This window comes from Mesorhizobium jarvisii (assembly GCF_003601985.1).
Taxonomy (GTDB): domain Bacteria; phylum Pseudomonadota; class Alphaproteobacteria; order Rhizobiales; family Rhizobiaceae; genus Mesorhizobium; species Mesorhizobium jarvisii.
This window is the reverse complement of the sequence record NZ_QZXA01000005.1, coordinates 113,086-128,714: the sequence shown is the minus strand read 5'-3', so window position 1 is coordinate 128,714 and position 15,629 is coordinate 113,086. Positions and strand designations below refer to the sequence as shown.

The 15,629-nt window shown below is 62.8% G+C and carries 16 protein-coding genes; 13 read left to right on the top strand and 3 right to left on the bottom strand.

Annotated elements, in window-relative coordinates; translation table 11 throughout:
• Positions 1–212 precede the first annotated feature (212 nt).
• The 9 genes from D3242_RS14175 (at position 213) to D3242_RS14135 (ending at position 8,998) form a co-directional block, all read left to right on the top strand.
• Positions 213–581, top strand: coding sequence for an RcnB family protein (locus D3242_RS14175; protein WP_019860485.1), 369 nt, complete (start codon positions 213–215; stop codon positions 579–581).
• A gap of 140 nt (positions 582–721) precedes the next feature.
• The gene (gene dnaG, locus D3242_RS14170) at positions 722–2,656 is read left to right on the top strand and encodes a DNA primase (RefSeq protein WP_027047269.1); all 1,935 of its coding nucleotides are present in this window, start codon (positions 722–724) and stop codon (positions 2,654–2,656) included.
• Positions 2,657–3,022: 366 nt separating this feature from the next.
• A complete protein-coding gene (rpoD, locus tag D3242_RS14165) occupies positions 3,023–5,047 on the top strand; it encodes an RNA polymerase sigma factor RpoD (RefSeq protein ID WP_019860483.1) in 2,025 nt (674 codons plus the stop codon).
• Positions 5,048–5,230: 183 nt separating this feature from the next.
• Positions 5,231–5,524: a GYD domain-containing protein gene (locus D3242_RS14160; protein WP_027047268.1), complete on the top strand. Its 294-nt coding sequence runs from the start codon at positions 5,231–5,233 to the stop codon at positions 5,522–5,524.
• Between the two features lie 102 nt (positions 5,525–5,626).
• Positions 5,627–5,896 (top strand): putative hemolysin, encoded by a 270-nt coding sequence (locus D3242_RS14155; protein ID WP_064980474.1) that lies wholly within the window; start codon positions 5,627–5,629, stop codon positions 5,894–5,896.
• Positions 5,897–5,922: 26 nt separating this feature from the next.
• Complete coding sequence (locus D3242_RS14150) at positions 5,923–6,981, top strand: DMT family transporter (protein WP_064981625.1); 1,059 nt, start codon at positions 5,923–5,925, stop codon at positions 6,979–6,981.
• Positions 6,982–6,994: 13 nt separating this feature from the next.
• The gene (locus tag D3242_RS14145) at positions 6,995–7,387 is read left to right on the top strand and encodes a thiol-disulfide oxidoreductase DCC family protein (protein ID WP_027047266.1); all 393 of its coding nucleotides are present in this window, start codon (positions 6,995–6,997) and stop codon (positions 7,385–7,387) included.
• A 101-nt stretch (positions 7,388–7,488) separates the two neighbouring features.
• Entirely contained in the window at positions 7,489–8,103 is a 615-nt protein-coding gene (locus D3242_RS14140; protein ID WP_064980472.1) for a GyrI-like domain-containing protein, read from the top strand.
• A gap of 220 nt (positions 8,104–8,323) precedes the next feature.
• On the top strand, positions 8,324–8,998 hold the full coding sequence (locus D3242_RS14135) for a PadR family transcriptional regulator (protein WP_064980470.1): 675 nt from the start codon (positions 8,324–8,326) through the stop codon (positions 8,996–8,998).
• Positions 8,999–9,068: 70 nt separating this feature from the next.
• Here D3242_RS14135 and D3242_RS14130 read toward each other — a convergent pair whose 3' ends face one another.
• Together D3242_RS14130 and D3242_RS14125 are read right to left on the bottom strand one after the other, a co-directional pair.
• Positions 9,069–9,329 carry a YiaA/YiaB family inner membrane protein gene (locus tag D3242_RS14130; RefSeq protein ID WP_019860476.1) on the bottom strand — a complete coding sequence of 87 codons (261 nt, stop codon included), beginning with the start codon at positions 9,327–9,329 and terminating at the stop codon, positions 9,069–9,071.
• A gap of 61 nt (positions 9,330–9,390) precedes the next feature.
• Entirely contained in the window at positions 9,391–10,068 is a 678-nt protein-coding gene (locus tag D3242_RS14125; RefSeq protein WP_064980468.1) for a PspA/IM30 family protein, read from the bottom strand.
• Between the two features lie 179 nt (positions 10,069–10,247).
• On the opposite strand from D3242_RS14125, the gene D3242_RS14120 reads away from it, so the two are divergent.
• Together D3242_RS14120 and D3242_RS14115 are read left to right on the top strand one after the other, a co-directional pair.
• On the top strand, positions 10,248–10,886 hold the full coding sequence (locus D3242_RS14120; protein ID WP_038648867.1) for a TetR/AcrR family transcriptional regulator: 639 nt from the start codon (positions 10,248–10,250) through the stop codon (positions 10,884–10,886).
• A 17-nt stretch (positions 10,887–10,903) separates the two neighbouring features.
• On the top strand, positions 10,904–11,734 hold the full coding sequence (locus tag D3242_RS14115) for a TylF/MycF/NovP-related O-methyltransferase (protein WP_245435299.1): 831 nt from the start codon (positions 10,904–10,906) through the stop codon (positions 11,732–11,734).
• Positions 11,735–11,740: 6 nt separating this feature from the next.
• On the opposite strand, the gene D3242_RS14110 is transcribed toward D3242_RS14115, so the two are convergent.
• Positions 11,741–12,394, bottom strand: coding sequence for a CmcI family methyltransferase (locus D3242_RS14110; protein ID WP_223217867.1), 654 nt, complete (start codon positions 12,392–12,394; stop codon positions 11,741–11,743).
• Between the two features lie 368 nt (positions 12,395–12,762).
• Here D3242_RS14110 and D3242_RS14105 point away from each other — a divergent pair, with 368 nt between their 5' ends.
• Positions 12,763–13,053: an HlyU family transcriptional regulator gene (locus D3242_RS14105; RefSeq protein ID WP_019860471.1), complete on the top strand. Its 291-nt coding sequence runs from the start codon at positions 12,763–12,765 to the stop codon at positions 13,051–13,053.
• A 129-nt stretch (positions 13,054–13,182) separates the two neighbouring features.
• The gene (locus tag D3242_RS14100) at positions 13,183–15,621 is read left to right on the top strand and encodes a GcvT family protein (protein ID WP_064980464.1); all 2,439 of its coding nucleotides are present in this window, start codon (positions 13,183–13,185) and stop codon (positions 15,619–15,621) included.
• The last annotated feature ends 8 nt before the right edge of the window (positions 15,622–15,629 follow it).

The window sequence follows — 15,629 nt, the reverse complement described above, 5'->3', positions numbered from 1 at the left end:
AATGGACGGGTACGCAAATGGTTGCACAGCCGGGCTTTGGCCGATCCGGAGAACGGCTGCTTTTGCCGAGTGGCCGACACTCGTCTTTGCGATGATGTTCAAATATCTGCAATAAGCAGAAGATTTCATTACACAATTGTAATGCCGGCGTTCAGTTTCAGTTCATCCGTCGGCCGCTATTCCTCGGGCATCGACAACCAAGGAGATTTCTCATGAAGCGCATTGTTCTTTCTGTCCTCGCCGTCTCGATGCTGGCCGCCACCTCACTTGCCGGCCAGGCCGCGCCGATGAACGCGCCGGTCGCGCCGCAGTCGAATTACACCAAGGTCGACTGGCAGAAGCCGGGCCACCACAATGATGTGAGGAAGCGCGTCTTCAAGAAGAAGGTCGTCGTGAAGCGGAACCACTGGCGCAACGGCCAGAAATATTCGGGCTGGAGGCAGCACCAGCCGATCCGCGACTATGGCCGCTACGGCCTGCATCGTCCCGGCCGCGGCCAGGAATGGATCCGCGTCGGCAACGACTATGTGCTGGTGAGTGTCCTATCCGGCATCATCTTCGGCGCGATCGCCGCGCATTAAGCTTCCAGCATTGGCCTGGAAAAGAGGGCGGCCCGCAACGGCCGCCTTTCTTTTTGCCCTGTGGAAACCGGGTATGGCCGGTATTGGGGGTCGTCGGATTTCGCTGGCATGATTATATGGTGGGGAAACGAGTTCCCTCAATGCGCTTTCCGCCCGCCTTTCTCGACGAGATCCGCGACCGCGTGCCGATTTCATCGGTTATCGGCCAGCGCGTCGCGTGGGATCGCAGGAAGACCAACGCGTCGCGTGGCGACTTTTGGGCCTGCTGCCCGTTCCATGGCGAGAAGAGCCCGTCTTTCCACTGCGAGGACAAGAAGGGCCGCTACCATTGTTTCGGCTGCTCGGTCTCGGGCGATCATTTCAAATTCCTGACCGAACTCGACGGAATGAGTTTCCCCGAAGCGGTCGAGAAGATCGCCGACATGGCAGGCGTGCCGATGCCGGTGCGCGACGCCCAGGAAGAGCGGCGCGAGAAGGAACGCGCCAGCCTGACCGACGTCATGGAGATGGCGACCACCTTCTTCCAGGAGCGGCTGCAGGGGCCTGAGGGGGCAAAGGCCCGCGCCTATCTCAGGGACCGCGGGCTGACGCCGGCGACGCAGCAGTCGTTCCGGCTGGGCTACGCCCCGGACAGCCGCAACGCGCTCAAGGAACATCTTGCCGCCAAGGGCGTGCCGAAGGCCGATATCGAAGCCTGTGGGCTGGTGCGGCACGGCGACGACATTCCGGTCTCCTATGACTGGTTCCGCGACCGCATCATGTTCCCGATCCCGGATTCGCGCGGCAAGATCATCGCTTTTGGCGGCCGGGCGCTGGCGCCCGATGCGCTGGCCAAGTACATGAACTCGCCCGATACCGAGCTCTTCCACAAGGGCAACGTGCTTTACAATTTCGCCCGGGCGCGCAAGGCGCTCGCCAAGGATGGCACGGTCATTGCCGTCGAAGGCTATATGGACGTCATCGCGCTGGCGCAGGCCGGGTTCGAGAATGCCGTGGCGCCGCTCGGCACCGCGCTCACCGAAAACCAGCTCGAACTGTTGTGGCGCATGGCGCCGGAGCCGATGCTGTGCTTCGACGGCGACAAGGCCGGGCTGAAGGCGGCATGGCGTGCCGCAGATCTGGCATTACCGTCGGTGCAGGCCGGGCGCTCGGCACGTTTTGCGCTGCTGCCGGAGGGCAAGGATCCCGACGACCTGGTCAAGGCCGAAGGGCCGGACGCGTTCCGCGCCGTGCTCGCCGACGCGCGGCCGCTGGTCGACCTGTTGTGGATGCGGGAGACTGCGGGCGGTGTCTTCGACACGCCGGAGCGCCGGGCGGAACTGGGAAAGACGCTGCGGGAGTTGACCAGCCGCATCCGCGACGAAAGCACGCGCTATCACTATCAGCAGGAAATGCGTGAGCGGGAAAAGAGCTTCTTCGGCTCGCAGCGCGATACACGGCAAGGGCGCCAGGACTGGAAACCGGGGCAGGGCAAGGCAGCCGCACCCGGTGGGCAGTTCGCCAAGCCTGGTGGCGGCCGCATGGCGATCACCGAAAGCCTCGGCCAGTCGGCGCTGGTCAAGCGCGGCAGCGAGGGCATGTCGGTGCGCGAGGCGACGATCATCGTGGCGCTGGTCAACCATCCGGCGCTGATCGACGAGAATTTCGCCCATGTCGAATTTCTCGACCTCGCCAATTCCGAGCTGCAGCGGCTGCACGCCGCCATCCTCGACGCGATGGCGCATGACATGGCCAATGACCGCCACGCCGTGGTGGCGACGATCGAGCGTGCCGGCTGCGCCGAGATCTGGGAGCGCGCCGTCGGCCTGATCCGGCGGGCACGGCAATGGCCGGCGCTGGAGACGGCAGCACTCGACGACGCCCGCGACGCTCTGAACCAGGCGCTGCACTTGCAGCGCAGCGCGCGCACCTTACATAAGGAGCTGAAACAGGCGGAAGCGGCGCTCGAAGCAGATCCATCGGACGAAAACTTCCGCCATCTGATCGAAATTCAGGCGCAATTTCAGGATGTACAGGCGACGGAAGCGCTGATCGAAGGATTCGGCGTTTCGTCGGGCAGGGCTGGGCGAGCCTAAGTGCAACCGAGTGCAGGAATGAGAGCGTGGCCGGGCTTCCCAGGGGAGCAAGGCGCGCTAAGTCGGGTAATTGATTCGCTTTTTTCATGCGAATCATGCCAGAGGCGCTTGACCTTCAGACAGAATGGCGGAATCAGGACGATTCGAAACGTTAACCCGCACCCGCGCCGACGGGAAATGAGCGATGTGAGGTACTGGTCACTGGACAGGCAGGCCGCCTGCCACAGATATCAGGGTTAATCTGGACTTAACGATCAATGAAGTTAGTGGCCCGGTGAAGCGCGTTTCGAAACGAGCCTATCCGATTTGACTGGTCCGACAGCTTACGCGGCCCCGATGCCCGGCCGCTAGGAGAAGATAAAAATTATGGCGACTAAGGAAAAGGAAGAGGTCGAGACCGAACGCGAAGGCGCCACCGATGGCCCTCTGCTCGACCTTTCCGATGATGCTGTCAAGAAGATGATCAAGGCCGCCAAGAAGCGCGGCTATGTCACGATGGACGAGCTGAATTCGGTGCTGCCTTCCGAGGAAGTGACCTCCGAGCAGATCGAGGACACGATGGCGATGCTGTCCGACATGGGCATCAACGTCGTCGAGGATGACGAGCAGGGCGAAGAGGCCGAGGCCGGCGACACCGCGGCGGACGCCGAGGAAGACGCCAACGAGCTGGCCGAACAGACCGGCACGGCGGTCGCCGCCACCACCACCAAGAAAGAGCCGACCGACCGCACCGACGATCCGGTGCGCATGTATCTGCGCGAAATGGGCTCGGTCGAGCTGCTGTCGCGCGAGGGCGAAATCGCCATTGCCAAGCGCATCGAGGCCGGTCGCGAGACGATGATCGCGGGCCTGTGCGAAAGCCCGCTGACCTTCCAGGCCATCATCATCTGGCGCGACGAGCTCAACGAATCCAAGATCCTGCTGCGCGAGATCATCGATCTCGAAGCGACCTATGCCGGCCCGGAAGCCAAGCAGGCGCCGGTGGTCGAGCGCATCGAGGAAGCGCCGAAGGCCGAGGAAAAGCCGCGCCGCGGGCGTGACGATGAAGACGACATCACCAATGTCGGCGCCGATACGCGCGGCATCGGGGACGATGACGAGGAAGACGAGGACGAGGCGAGCCTGTCACTGGCGGCGATGGAAGCCGAACTGCGTCCGCAGGTGATGGAGACGCTCGACGTCATCGCCGACACCTACAAGAAGCTGCGCAAGCTGCAGGACCAGCAGGTCGAGAACCGTCTGGCCGCCGCCGGCACGCTGTCGCCCAGCCAGGACCGCCGGCTGAAGGAGCTGAAGGACCAGCTGATCAAGGCGGTGAAGTCGCTGTCGCTCAACACGGCGCGCATCGAGGCGCTGGTCGAGCAGCTTTACGACATCAACAAACGCCTGGTGCAGAACGAGGGCAAGCTGTTGCGCCTCGCCGAAAGCTATGGCGTGCGCCGCGAGGAGTTCCTGAAGGAATACCAGGGTTCCGAGCTCGATCCCAACTGGACGCGCGCGATCGGCAATCTGACCTCGCGCGGCTGGAAGGAATTCACCAAGAACGAGAAGGATGCGATCAAGGACCTGCGCGCCGAGATCCAGCACCTGGCCACCGAAACGGCGATCTCGATCCTGGAATTCCGCAAGATCGTCAACCAGGTGCAGAAGGGCGAGCGCGAAGCCGCGATCGCCAAGAAGGAAATGGTCGAGGCCAATCTGCGCCTCGTCATCTCCATCGCCAAGAAATACACCAATCGCGGCCTGCAGTTCCTCGACCTGATCCAGGAAGGCAATATCGGCCTGATGAAGGCGGTCGATAAGTTCGAATACCGCCGCGGCTACAAGTTCTCGACCTACGCGACATGGTGGATCCGGCAGGCGATCACGCGTTCGATCGCCGACCAGGCGCGCACCATCCGCATCCCGGTGCATATGATCGAGACGATCAACAAGATCGTGCGCACCTCGCGCCAGATGCTGCACGAGATCGGCCGCGAGCCTACGCCGGAAGAGCTGGCCGAAAAGCTCGCCATGCCGCTCGAAAAAGTGCGCAAGGTGCTGAAGATCGCCAAGGAGCCGATCTCGCTCGAAACGCCGGTCGGCGACGAGGAGGATTCGCATCTGGGCGATTTCATCGAGGACAAGATGGCGATCCTCCCGATCGACGCGGCGATTCAGGCCAATCTGCGCGAGACCACCACGCGGGTTCTCGCCTCGCTGACACCGCGCGAGGAGCGTGTGCTGCGCATGCGCTTCGGCATCGGCATGAACACCGACCACACGCTGGAAGAAGTCGGCCAGCAGTTCTCGGTCACCCGCGAGCGTATCCGCCAGATCGAAGCCAAGGCGCTGCGCAAGCTCAAGCACCCGAGCCGGTCGCGCAAGCTGCGCAGCTTCCTCGACAGCTGAGACAGACCGACAGCAAAATCTAGAAGGGCGCCACTGGCGCCCTTTTTCGTTTGTGGCGCGCGCTCTTGCAGCTCGCAGCCTTCGGGAGGATAATTTCCAGGTCGGATGCATTTTCTGGGCGACAACCCGGATGCCCGCCCCGGCGAAGATGCCGTGCTCCGTGGCCCCGGAGGGAGGTGTGCCATGACAAGCTACATCGTGCTGATGAACTGGACGGAGCAGGGCGCGAAGAACGTGCGCGACTCGCCGAAGCGGCTCGATGCCGCCAGGAAGCAGCTGGGCGACATGGGCGGCTCGTTCAAGGCGTTCTACCTGACGATGGGTGAATACGACATGGTGGCGGTGGTCGAAGCACCCGACGATGCCGTCCTGGCACGTTTCTCGCTGATGCTTGCGGCGGCCGGCAACATACGGACGCGGACGCTGAAAGCCTTTCCCGAATTCGCCTACCGCGAGATCATCTCGTCGCTTGGATAGCAAGCGGCAGGTTTGAAGGCGATGACAAGGGTATCCGGCCTGACGGCGCTTTGCCGCAGGACAGGACGCTTCGCCGTGATAGACTGCGGCCAGGGGAACGCGATGAAGAAAGTCTCGATACTGGCTGCCAGCCTTGCCTTGATATCGTCGATGCCTTTCGCCGCAGGTGCTGCCGCGCAAAAACCGGTCGGCATGGCCAATCCGGCATCCGCCCATTGCGGCGAGATCGGCGGGCGCCTGGTGATCAGGAAGGACAGAGCCGGCAACGAATACGGGTTTTGCCGGCTGCCCAAAGGGCGCCTGTGCGAAGAGTGGGCGCTGTTTCGCGACAACAAATGCATCGGGCCAAAGGCGGCGATGGGCGGCAAATGAAATGCGCGCTGTCATAGGGTGAGATGATGTCCGAAACACATTCGCATCTTTGGCCCGGCGTGCCGCTCGCCCTTGGCTCGGCCGCTCTGTTCGGCGCGACGCCGCCGCTTTCCAAGCTGCTGCTCGATGCCGTGAACCCCTTCATGCTGGCTGGCCTGCTCTATCTCGGCGCCGGTCTCGGCCTCGCTCTCTATCGCTTGCTTCGCGGCAAGCAGGCGGCGGCTGGCGAACCGCAACTGGCCGCCCGGGATATCCCTTGGCTGGCGCTTGCAATCGGCATGGGTGGCATCCTCGCGCCGGTGCTGTTGATGTTCGGCCTCAGCCTCAACACGGCATCCAGTTCAGCGCTGCTGCTCAACCTGGAAGGGTTGGCGACGATGGCGATCGCCTGGCTCGTCTACCGCGAGAATGTCGACCGGCGCCTGCTTTTCGGCGCCTTCGCCATCCTGGCGGGCGCGGTGCTGTTGTCGTGGGACGGCGGCGGCGTTGCCTTCAACCCGGGCGCCCTGCTGGTGGCGGGGGCTTGCGTGGCCTGGGGGCTGGACAACAATTTCACGCGTAGGATTTCAGCCACCGACCCCGTGGTGATCGCCATGCTGAAAGGCCTGGTGGCGGGTGCAGCCAATGTCGGGTTGGGGCTGGCTTCCGGGGCGTCGTTTCCCACGACGCCCATTGTCGCGGCCACGGCCGCGGTCGGCTTCCTCGGCATCGGCGTCAGCCTGGTGATGTTCATCCTGGCGCTGCGCCATCTCGGGACGGCGCGCACAGGCGCCTATTATTCGCTGGCTCCGTTCATTGGTGCGCTGCTGGCCATCGCCATGCTGGGCGATGCCGTCACACTCAAGCTGGGGATCGCGGGGCTTCTGATGGGCGTCGGCCTGTGGCTGCATCTGTCGGAACGCCACGACCATGAGCATGACCATGAGGCGCTAGAACACGAGCACAGCCATGTGCATGACGAGCACCACCAGCACGATCATGACGGGCCTGTGAGTGAGCCGCATTCGCATTGGCACCGGCATGCGCCGATGCGCCACCGGCATCCGCATTATCCGGACCTGCATCATCGGCATAGCCACGGCTGAGCATGCCAAGATCATGCTCAAGCAAACACCCAAGCCTGAACTGACCGTCTGGTACAACACGCGTTGCCCTGTCTGCGATGCGGGCATCATCTGGCAAAAGCGGCGGCTGATCGAAGCGGTCAAGGCCGGGCGGATCGAGTTTCGCGACATCAATCTGGAGCCGGCGGCGCTTGGCCGTTTTGGCGCCTCGCTGGAAGACATCCGCCGCCGGCTGCACGCCACCGACGCGGCCGGCCGGCTGCTGGTCGGCGCCGATGTCGCGATTGCCATATGGCGGGCGACACCGGGCGAGGGCTGGCTGGCCACGCTTTTCGGCAATCCGATGGCCTTGCCGCTGACACGCCTTGCCTATGATCGCTTCGCCGACCTGCTCTACGCCTGGAACCGGCGCAAGGGCCGCTGGTAATCCTTGTCTTGCCTGTCGCCTCTCGCAGCGTTGACTTCAATCAATGCTGCCCCGCTCGATAGCACCGACTATGGAACCATCACTTTTGATGAGGGTCTGGGATGGAGAAGATCGACTTCAAAAAAATCATGAAGGCGTTCTGGCAGCCTCCTGCCGGTGTGTTTTCCCTGGTCGATGTTCCCAAGCTGCAGTTTGCGATGATCGACGGCAAGGGTGACCCGAATACCTCCGAAGAATACCGGCATGCGATCGAATGGCTCTACTCGGTGAGCTATCCACTGAAGTTCATGTCGAAAAAGGAACTCGGCAAGGATTATGGCGTGGCTCCGTTGGAAGGCCTCTGGTGGGCCGAGGACATGTCGAGCTTCCTGACGGGCGACAAGGATCTCTGGTCGTGGACCATGATGATCATGCAGCCGGACTGGATCCCAGCCGAAATGTTCGAGGCGGCTCTCGAAAAGGCGCGCGCGAAGCTCGGCCAGCCGCCCGAAAGTCTCAGATTGCAGTCCTTTCACGAAGGGCTGGCGGTGCAGATCATGCATATCGGACCCTATAGCGCGGAAGGGCCTACGATCCTGCGCCTGCATGAGGAATTCCTGCCCGCCAACGGTCTCGTCGAAAGCGGGAAGCACCACGAGATCTACCTGGGTGACCCCCGCAAGGCGGCACCAGAAAAACTGAAAACGGTGATCCGCCAGCCGGTCACGAAACGATAGACCTGACGACACCGCAGGTCGAAGGGGCCTGAAGGTACCTTCGAGCCCGATGTCAGACGCTCGCGCAATGGTCGTCGACCCGCGAAGCGCCTTCTAGCCGCGTGTCCGGCGAAAGCAAGCCTCTGGTTCCATGCCTCGATACATCGTAAGATATATCTTGACTCCGAAAGGGAAGCTGCTTAATTAAGATATATCGTAAGATAGAACTCAAGGAGCAAACATGCACAGACATAGTCATTTCGGCGAACGCATGTTCATGCACATGGCCGGCAAATTCGGTGGCAGAGGGGGCGGCGGCTTTGGTCCGTTCGGCCATGGCGGTCGTGGCGGCGGACGCGGTGGTCCGGGCGACATGTTCCGCGCCGGCCGCATGCTGGCCGACGGCGACCTCAAGCTGATCACGCTGTCGCTGCTGGCCGAGGCGCCGCGCCATGGCTACGACATCATCAAGGCACTGGAAGAGCGCACCAGCGGCATCTACAGCCCGAGCCCGGGCGTGGTCTACCCGACGCTAACCTTCCTGGAAGAGGCCGGCTATGCCGTCTCGTCGAGCGAAGGCAACAAGAAGGTGTTTTCCATCACCGAGGCCGGACAGGCGCATCTTGCCGACAATCGCGAGATGATCGACGGCGTGCTCGACCACCTCGAGCGCTTTGGCCGCAAGATGGCCAAGGCGCGCGATTGGTTCGGCTGGAACGATGATGGCGAGGACCGCCGCGGCGGCCGGGGCGGCCGTGGCGAGCGTTCGGAGACGCGCGACGAATTCCGCGCCATCCGCCACCGCCTGCGCGCTGCGCTGGGCGACATCGTCGATGCCCCGGCCGAAAAGCAGGCCGAGGCGATCGCCATTCTCGAAGCCGCGGCGGAAGCGCTGGAAGCGCTGACGCACCGCTGATCCAGGCGCAACAAACGCATGAAAAAAGCCCGGGGCGACCCGGGCTTTTTTGCGTCAGCGCAGATGCGGATCATTCCTTGCCGACATATTCGCTGATCAGCTTTTCGTTGCGGGCCTTCTCGATCTTGGCGGTCATCTCGGCCGACAGGCGCTCATCGGTGCGGTACTTGACCAGGTTCACGAGGCTGCCCGTGAGCAGAAGGATGCCCATGGCCCAGTAGCCCTTGGTCGACAGGTCGACTGGCGCCAGCCACAGCGACAGGCCGAGCATGAAATAGGCGGCTCCGACCGAGGCGGTGTTGAACATGATGTAGGTCTGATTGGCGTTCATTGGAGTTGTCCGTGGGTTCGATGGTGTTGGGTTGATGGAGTCAGGTCTGCAAAGACCGGTTTCAGTTGATGGTCTTCAGGCGCTCGAGCACGTCCCTGGCGCGCACCCTCACCGCCGGACCGTGTCCAGCATCGGCAAGGCGATCGCGGATCGCTTCGTGACGCAGTTCGCCGTCGATCTCGTCGAGAATGCCTGCCTCCTCGAACGGATCGCTGGCTGCCTTGATGCGGGCGAGCAATTCCTCGGCGTCGTTGAGGCTTGCCGAATGGCCGATCGACCTGACGAGGCGTGACTGCGCCTTGCGCTCGGCATCGATGGCGCGGGCCGAGATCATACCCTGGTTCAAGTCGATGATGCGGCGATGCGCCCGCTCCACCGAAACGCGCATCCGTAACGTCTTTTCGCCAAGGCTCTGCACCGTGGCGCGGCGGACTTCGCGCTCATTCTCCAGTTCGGCGATGGCGGCGGCACCGCTTTCGGCAAGCCCGGTGTTGCCGGCGGCCAGCGCGCTGAGCGTGCGGCTTTCGAGATCGGCGTGGCGTCGTTCGAGCTGGTCGAGACCGGCCTGCTCGGCGCGCTGGCGAACGATCAGCGTGGCGAGTGTCTGCTTGGCGGCGGCAAGGCCCGTCTCGGCGTCGCGGATGCGTTGCGCCAGAAGGTCGATGGCGAAGCGATCCTTCAAGCCGTCCTCGGCCCGTGCGCTGGCGCCGTCGAGCAATGTTCTGATCAGGCTAAGCATGGGTCTTCTCCCTTCCAGTGTTGCCGTGAACAATGTTCACGAAGCCAACATAGCAGGAAATGAACATTGTTCAACAGGATTTTTGAACGCTGTTCACGAAATCCCGGATGTGGTAAACGGAGGGGCGATCGTGGTTCGAACAGCCCGGGTCGAGGGCAAGGGCATCCATAAGGACAAACATGGCTCTGGACAGGGAAGAAATAGGCGAGCGGGTGCTGGCGATTGCCGAGGTGCTGCTCAACGAGGGCGGCATGGACAATCTGAAGGCCAGGACCATCGCCGAGCAGGCGGGCATTTCGGTCGGCTCGGTCTACAATCTGTTTTCCGACCTCGACGGGGTGCATCGTGCCGTCAACATGCGGCTACTCGAACGGTTGGGCGCGGCAGGGGCGGCGGCGATGGCCGATCTTTCCCAGCGCGGCATCACCGATGTGCGCCAGCGCCTGCTGGCACTGGCCAGCGCCTATGTGCGTTTCGTCGAGGCGCATCCGGGCAGCTGGCCGGCGCTGCTCGCCTTCAACAGGCGCCGTCCGACGCTGACCGAGCCGGATGCCTATGAGGCGCGGCTCGACCAGCTGTTCGAGATCATCGCCGGCGTGCTCGCCGGCGGCGACTTCGACCTCGACGACCACACGCGCCGGATCGCGGCCCGCACATTGTGGTCAAGCGTGCATGGCATCGTCACCAGCGGCTATGCCGGCAGGTCCGTTCGCCGGCAGGCCGACGAGATCGACCAGCAGATCGAGCTGCTGGTCGCCGTCTTCATCAGGGGGCTGGAGCACGGCGGCGCATTCGCGCATGCTGGGACAACAGCGTAGTGGCTTGACGTCGAGGGTTGACGCGTCGCTCGGATTCGCGAACGTGGCAGAGCGGGGCAATGAAGAGCCGGATGATGACGACAGTCAACGATTCTACTCCAGCAGCGCGGGAATTATATCTTGATCTCCTGGTCAGGATATTGCTCAACACCATTTACCGGGATCCCGCCATCAACCCGGGGGTCCGTCCGATGGTGGTCGAGCCGTTCAACCCGAAAACCCGCGCGATCGGCAAGGATTGGCCAACCCAGGCTCACACGATGGTCGGCCAGGCTCGCCTCGAGAGCTTGCGCAATCTATCGCAGCAGGTGCTGGACGACGGCATCGTTGGCGACTTCATCGAAACGGGCGTCTGGCGCGGTGGCTGCTGCATCCTGATGCGCGGGGTTCTTGCCGCGAACCAGATCCATGACCGCAAGGTCTATGTCGCGGACTCGTTCGCCGGCCTGCCGGCGCCAAACGAAGAGCTCTATCCCCGGGATGCCGGATGGAACCTTAACGTGTTCAAGGAGCTGGCAGTCTCGCTGGAGACGGTCAAGGACAATTTCTCACGTTATGGGCTGCTCGACGAGCAGGTCGTGTTCGTGGAAGGGATGTTCAGCGACACGCTGCCGTCGCTGTCGGCCGGGCCGTTCGCGCTGCTGCGGCTCGATGGCGATCTGTACGAGTCGACCATTGTGGCGCTGAATTCCCTTTACCCCAAATTGTCCCGGGGCGGTGTTGTCATCATCGACGATCGCGCCCTCGATCCATGCCAACGCGCGGTGATCGATTTTCGCGATCGACACGGCATCACGGCACCGATGCAGGAGGTCGACTGGACCGGATCCTGGTGGCGCAAGGAATGAAAGTTGTTAGCGAACGCGACGGAGATAGCCGTTGACGTTCCACGTCACATTGGTGCCGAAGTGGTCGCAAAGGCCGGTATCGATTTCATAGTCCTGTCCACGATCGCGCAAGAACAGCTCGACCGCACGGCGCGGGCCGCCCATCAGCCTGGCGACATATTCAGGGCCATAAAGATCGTCGACAATACCGTCCTCGACGACAATATACTCTCCGGCAACCAACCAACGATCGAAGAAGCGGAGCACGGCGAGCGTCGTCTCGCAATGATGGTCCGCGTCCTCGATGACGAACATCGGTCTGGGGAGGTTCTCCATCAGATCCGCCGGTAAGGTTGCCGCCAGGTTGCGACCGTCGCCACGATGAAACGTCACGTCCTGCACGCTGATCGAGGGCGGCGTGATGTCGATCGAGTGAATGACGCAGTCGACCCCGAAGCTGCGCAGGATATCGGCAAACCAGAGCGCGCTGCCGCCCCATTTGGAGCCGATCTCGATCAATGTCCGGGGCTTCTGCTGCCAAAGCAGCATTTGGTACAGCGCCAGATCGAATGGATTTTTGTAGGTGGGCACGCCCTTGTAAGTGTAGCGCATCGCGCCGTCTTGAATGCGCGCAAGCGGTGCACCAAGCAATGCACTTCCGGTGGCAAGACGTTCACTCATACGGTTGTCCTTCAAGCCGACGTCAAACCCGATTATCCGGTATGCCGCCGAGAAAAAGCGTGAGCGGGACACTCTTCGATTGGCGGTTCAGAAGGCAGTTGCGGAAGAAACTCGTTGGCCATGAACGGCCTACTGGTACGAAATATCGTCACCCATATTCAAGGACATTCATGGCAGGCAGCGGTATATTGCCGATCGCGATTGAATTCCCATGCGCCCCCCGCAACCCACACCGGTCACCAAGACAGGGGCGGAACAGTGAGAGGGGGCTGGAACGCGGCGGCACATTCGCGCATGCTGGAACAACAGCGCCGTGAATCGCGAACTGGGCAGGCCGCGATTGCAGGGCGAACAAGGAGATTTGAGCGATGTCTTTTTTGAAACGTCTTTTCGGCGGCGGCGGTGAAGCGGCCGAGCCCAAGAGTGCGGCACCCGCCAAGCAGGTCGAGCACAAGGGTTTCCTGATCAGCGCCACGCCCTACAAGAACGATGGCCAGTACCAGACGTGCGGCATCGTCTCCAAGGAGATCGACGGCGTGGTGAAAGAGCACAAATTCATCCGCGCCGACCGCTTCGCCGGCCTCGACGACGCCGTCGACATCTCGATCAAGAAGGGCATCCAGCTGGTCGATGAACAGGGCGAGCGGATGTTCGGCTAGGGCTCGGCCACGTGCCGCCAGCATAAATCCAGCTTATCATCACCCCTAGTTTTTGAAGACGTTACAGTGTCTTTCGCCATCTGTAGCTTCGACGCTACAGATGGGAAATGACTGGGATTTGGTGGGTCGATGCAGACACATGCGCGGGTGGTGATTGTTGGCGGCGGGTGCGTCGGCGCGGGCATCCTCTACGGTCTGGCGAAGCGCGGCTGGACCGACATCGCGCTGCTCGAACGCACGCAGCTGACGGCCGGCTCGACCTGGCATGCGGCCGGCCTCGTCCCGTCCTATGCCCGCAACATCAATATTGGCCGGATGATCAACAAGACCATCGAGATCTATGAAGGGCTCGAGGCCGAGACCGGGCAGCCGGTCGGCTGGCACAAATGCGGCCAGCTGCGCATTGCCAATTCCAGGGACCGGCTCGACGAATACAAGAGCTATATGAGCGTGGCCGAGGTTCAGGGCATGCGGGCGCATTTGCTGTCGCCGGCGGAGGCGAGGGCGCTCTGCCCGCTTCTCGACAACAAGCAGATGCTGGGCGCGCTCTATCATCCCGATGACGGCCACATCGCGCCGGTCGACGTGACCCATGCCATGGCCAAGGGCGCGCGGGATCTGGGCGCCAAGATTTACCTGAACACCGAGGTCACCGGCTTTCAGCGAACCGCCGGCGGCGAATGGCGGGTCCAGACGAACAAGGGCGACATCATCTGCGAGCATGTGGTCTGCGCGACCGGCAATTACGCGCGCCAGACCGGCGCGCTGCTCGGCCTCGACATCCCCGCCATCCCGATCCTGCACCAGTACTGGATCACCGAGCCCGTGCCGGAGATCGTCGAGCGCAAAAAGCAGGGACGCGCGGAAATGCCGATCCTGCGCGACGAGGGTTTCGAAGGCTATCTGCGCGAGGAGGGCGACGGCTTCATGTTCGGGCCCTACGAGCGCACCGAACACCTCAAGCTGTTTGCAGAGGATGGCGTTCCAGCCTGGTTCGGCGCCGATCTCGTCGAAGAGGATTTCGAGGCGGTGTCGTGGAACTGGGAGCAGGCAACGCAGCTCGTGCCGGCGCTGGGACGCGCCGGGATCAAGGCCAATGTCCGTGGCCCCTTCCAGATGACGGCGGATGAGCTTCCCCTGATGGGACCGGCCTGGGGCCTGCCCAATGTCTGGCTGGCCGAGGGCGTGCCGGGCGGCATATTGTGGGGCGGCACGATCGGTTATTATCTGTCGGAGCGGATCGTCGAGGGCGGCAACAGCCTCGACATCTCCGATCTCGATCCGCGCCGCTTCGGCGACTACGCCAACAAGGCCTGGACGCGCGAAAAGGTGCGCGAGGCCTGGGGCACGCATGCGGAGCAGAAATATCCGGGACAGGACATGCCCGCCGCCCGACCGCAGAAGACCGCACCGTCCTATGCGCGGCTGACCGAACTGGGTGCGGTCTGGGGCGTGCTCAACGGCTGGGAAATGCCCAACTGGTTCGCGCCCAAGGGCGTCGAGGCCAAGGACCAGTACAGCTGGCGCTGGACCGAAAAGGGCGTGTTCGTCGGCGAGGAGGTGCAGGCCGTGCGCAACGCCGTCGGCCTGGTCGAGATGACGCCGATGACCAAGTTCGAAGTGTCGGGGCCAGGTGCGGCCGCCTGGCTCGACAGGATTCTCGCCAACCGGTTGCCTGCGACCGGACGGGCCGTTCTGGCGCATCACCTCACCGCCGCCGGTGGCGTGCAGGCGGAATATATGGTGGCGCGGCTTAGCGACGATAGTTTCTACCTGATTTCGACGCCGCGCGCCGAGCGCTGGAATTTCGACGATCTCACAAAACTGCTTCCCGCCGATGGCAGCGTCAGCCTGAAGAACGTCACCAACGAGCGCGGCTGCTTCACGGTCGTTGGGCCAAAGGCACGCGAAGTTCTACAGCCGCTGACCGAGATCGACCTGTCGAATGCGGGCTTTCCCTGGTTCGGCGTGAAGAGCGGCAGCGTGGCGCTTGCCAGCGACGTGCGGCTGTTGCGCGTCAACTACGAAGGCGAGCTCGGCTGGGAACTCTATCATCCCATGGCCTACCAGCGGCAATTGCTCGACGCGATGCTGGGAGAGGGCGAGAAGCATGGCATGCGCCTCGTCGGCCTGCATGCGCTGGAATCGCTGCGGCTGGAGAAATCCTACCGCGCCATGTATCGCGACATGAATCCCGAGCTCAACGCGCTGGAGAGCGGGCTTGAACGCTTCATCCGTCTCGACAAGGGCGATTTCGTCGGCCGCGACGCGGTCCTGAAATACAAGGCGAGGAACGATCAGCGCAGATCGGTGACGCTCAGAATAGAGACCGACGGCGCCAGCACGCTCGCTTCCGAAGGTCTGTACATCGGCGGCGAGCTGGTCGGGCGCATCACGTCGGGCGGCTATGGCTACACGCTCGGACATGATGTGGCGCTGGCGCTGCTGCCGGAACGTCTCGGCACGCCCGGCACGAGGCTCGACGTCGCGATCCTGGGAGAATGGAAGACCGCTGAGGTCATCGCGGATTCGCCCTATGATCCCACCTCGGCCAGGGCGCGGATGTAGCGCGCCCG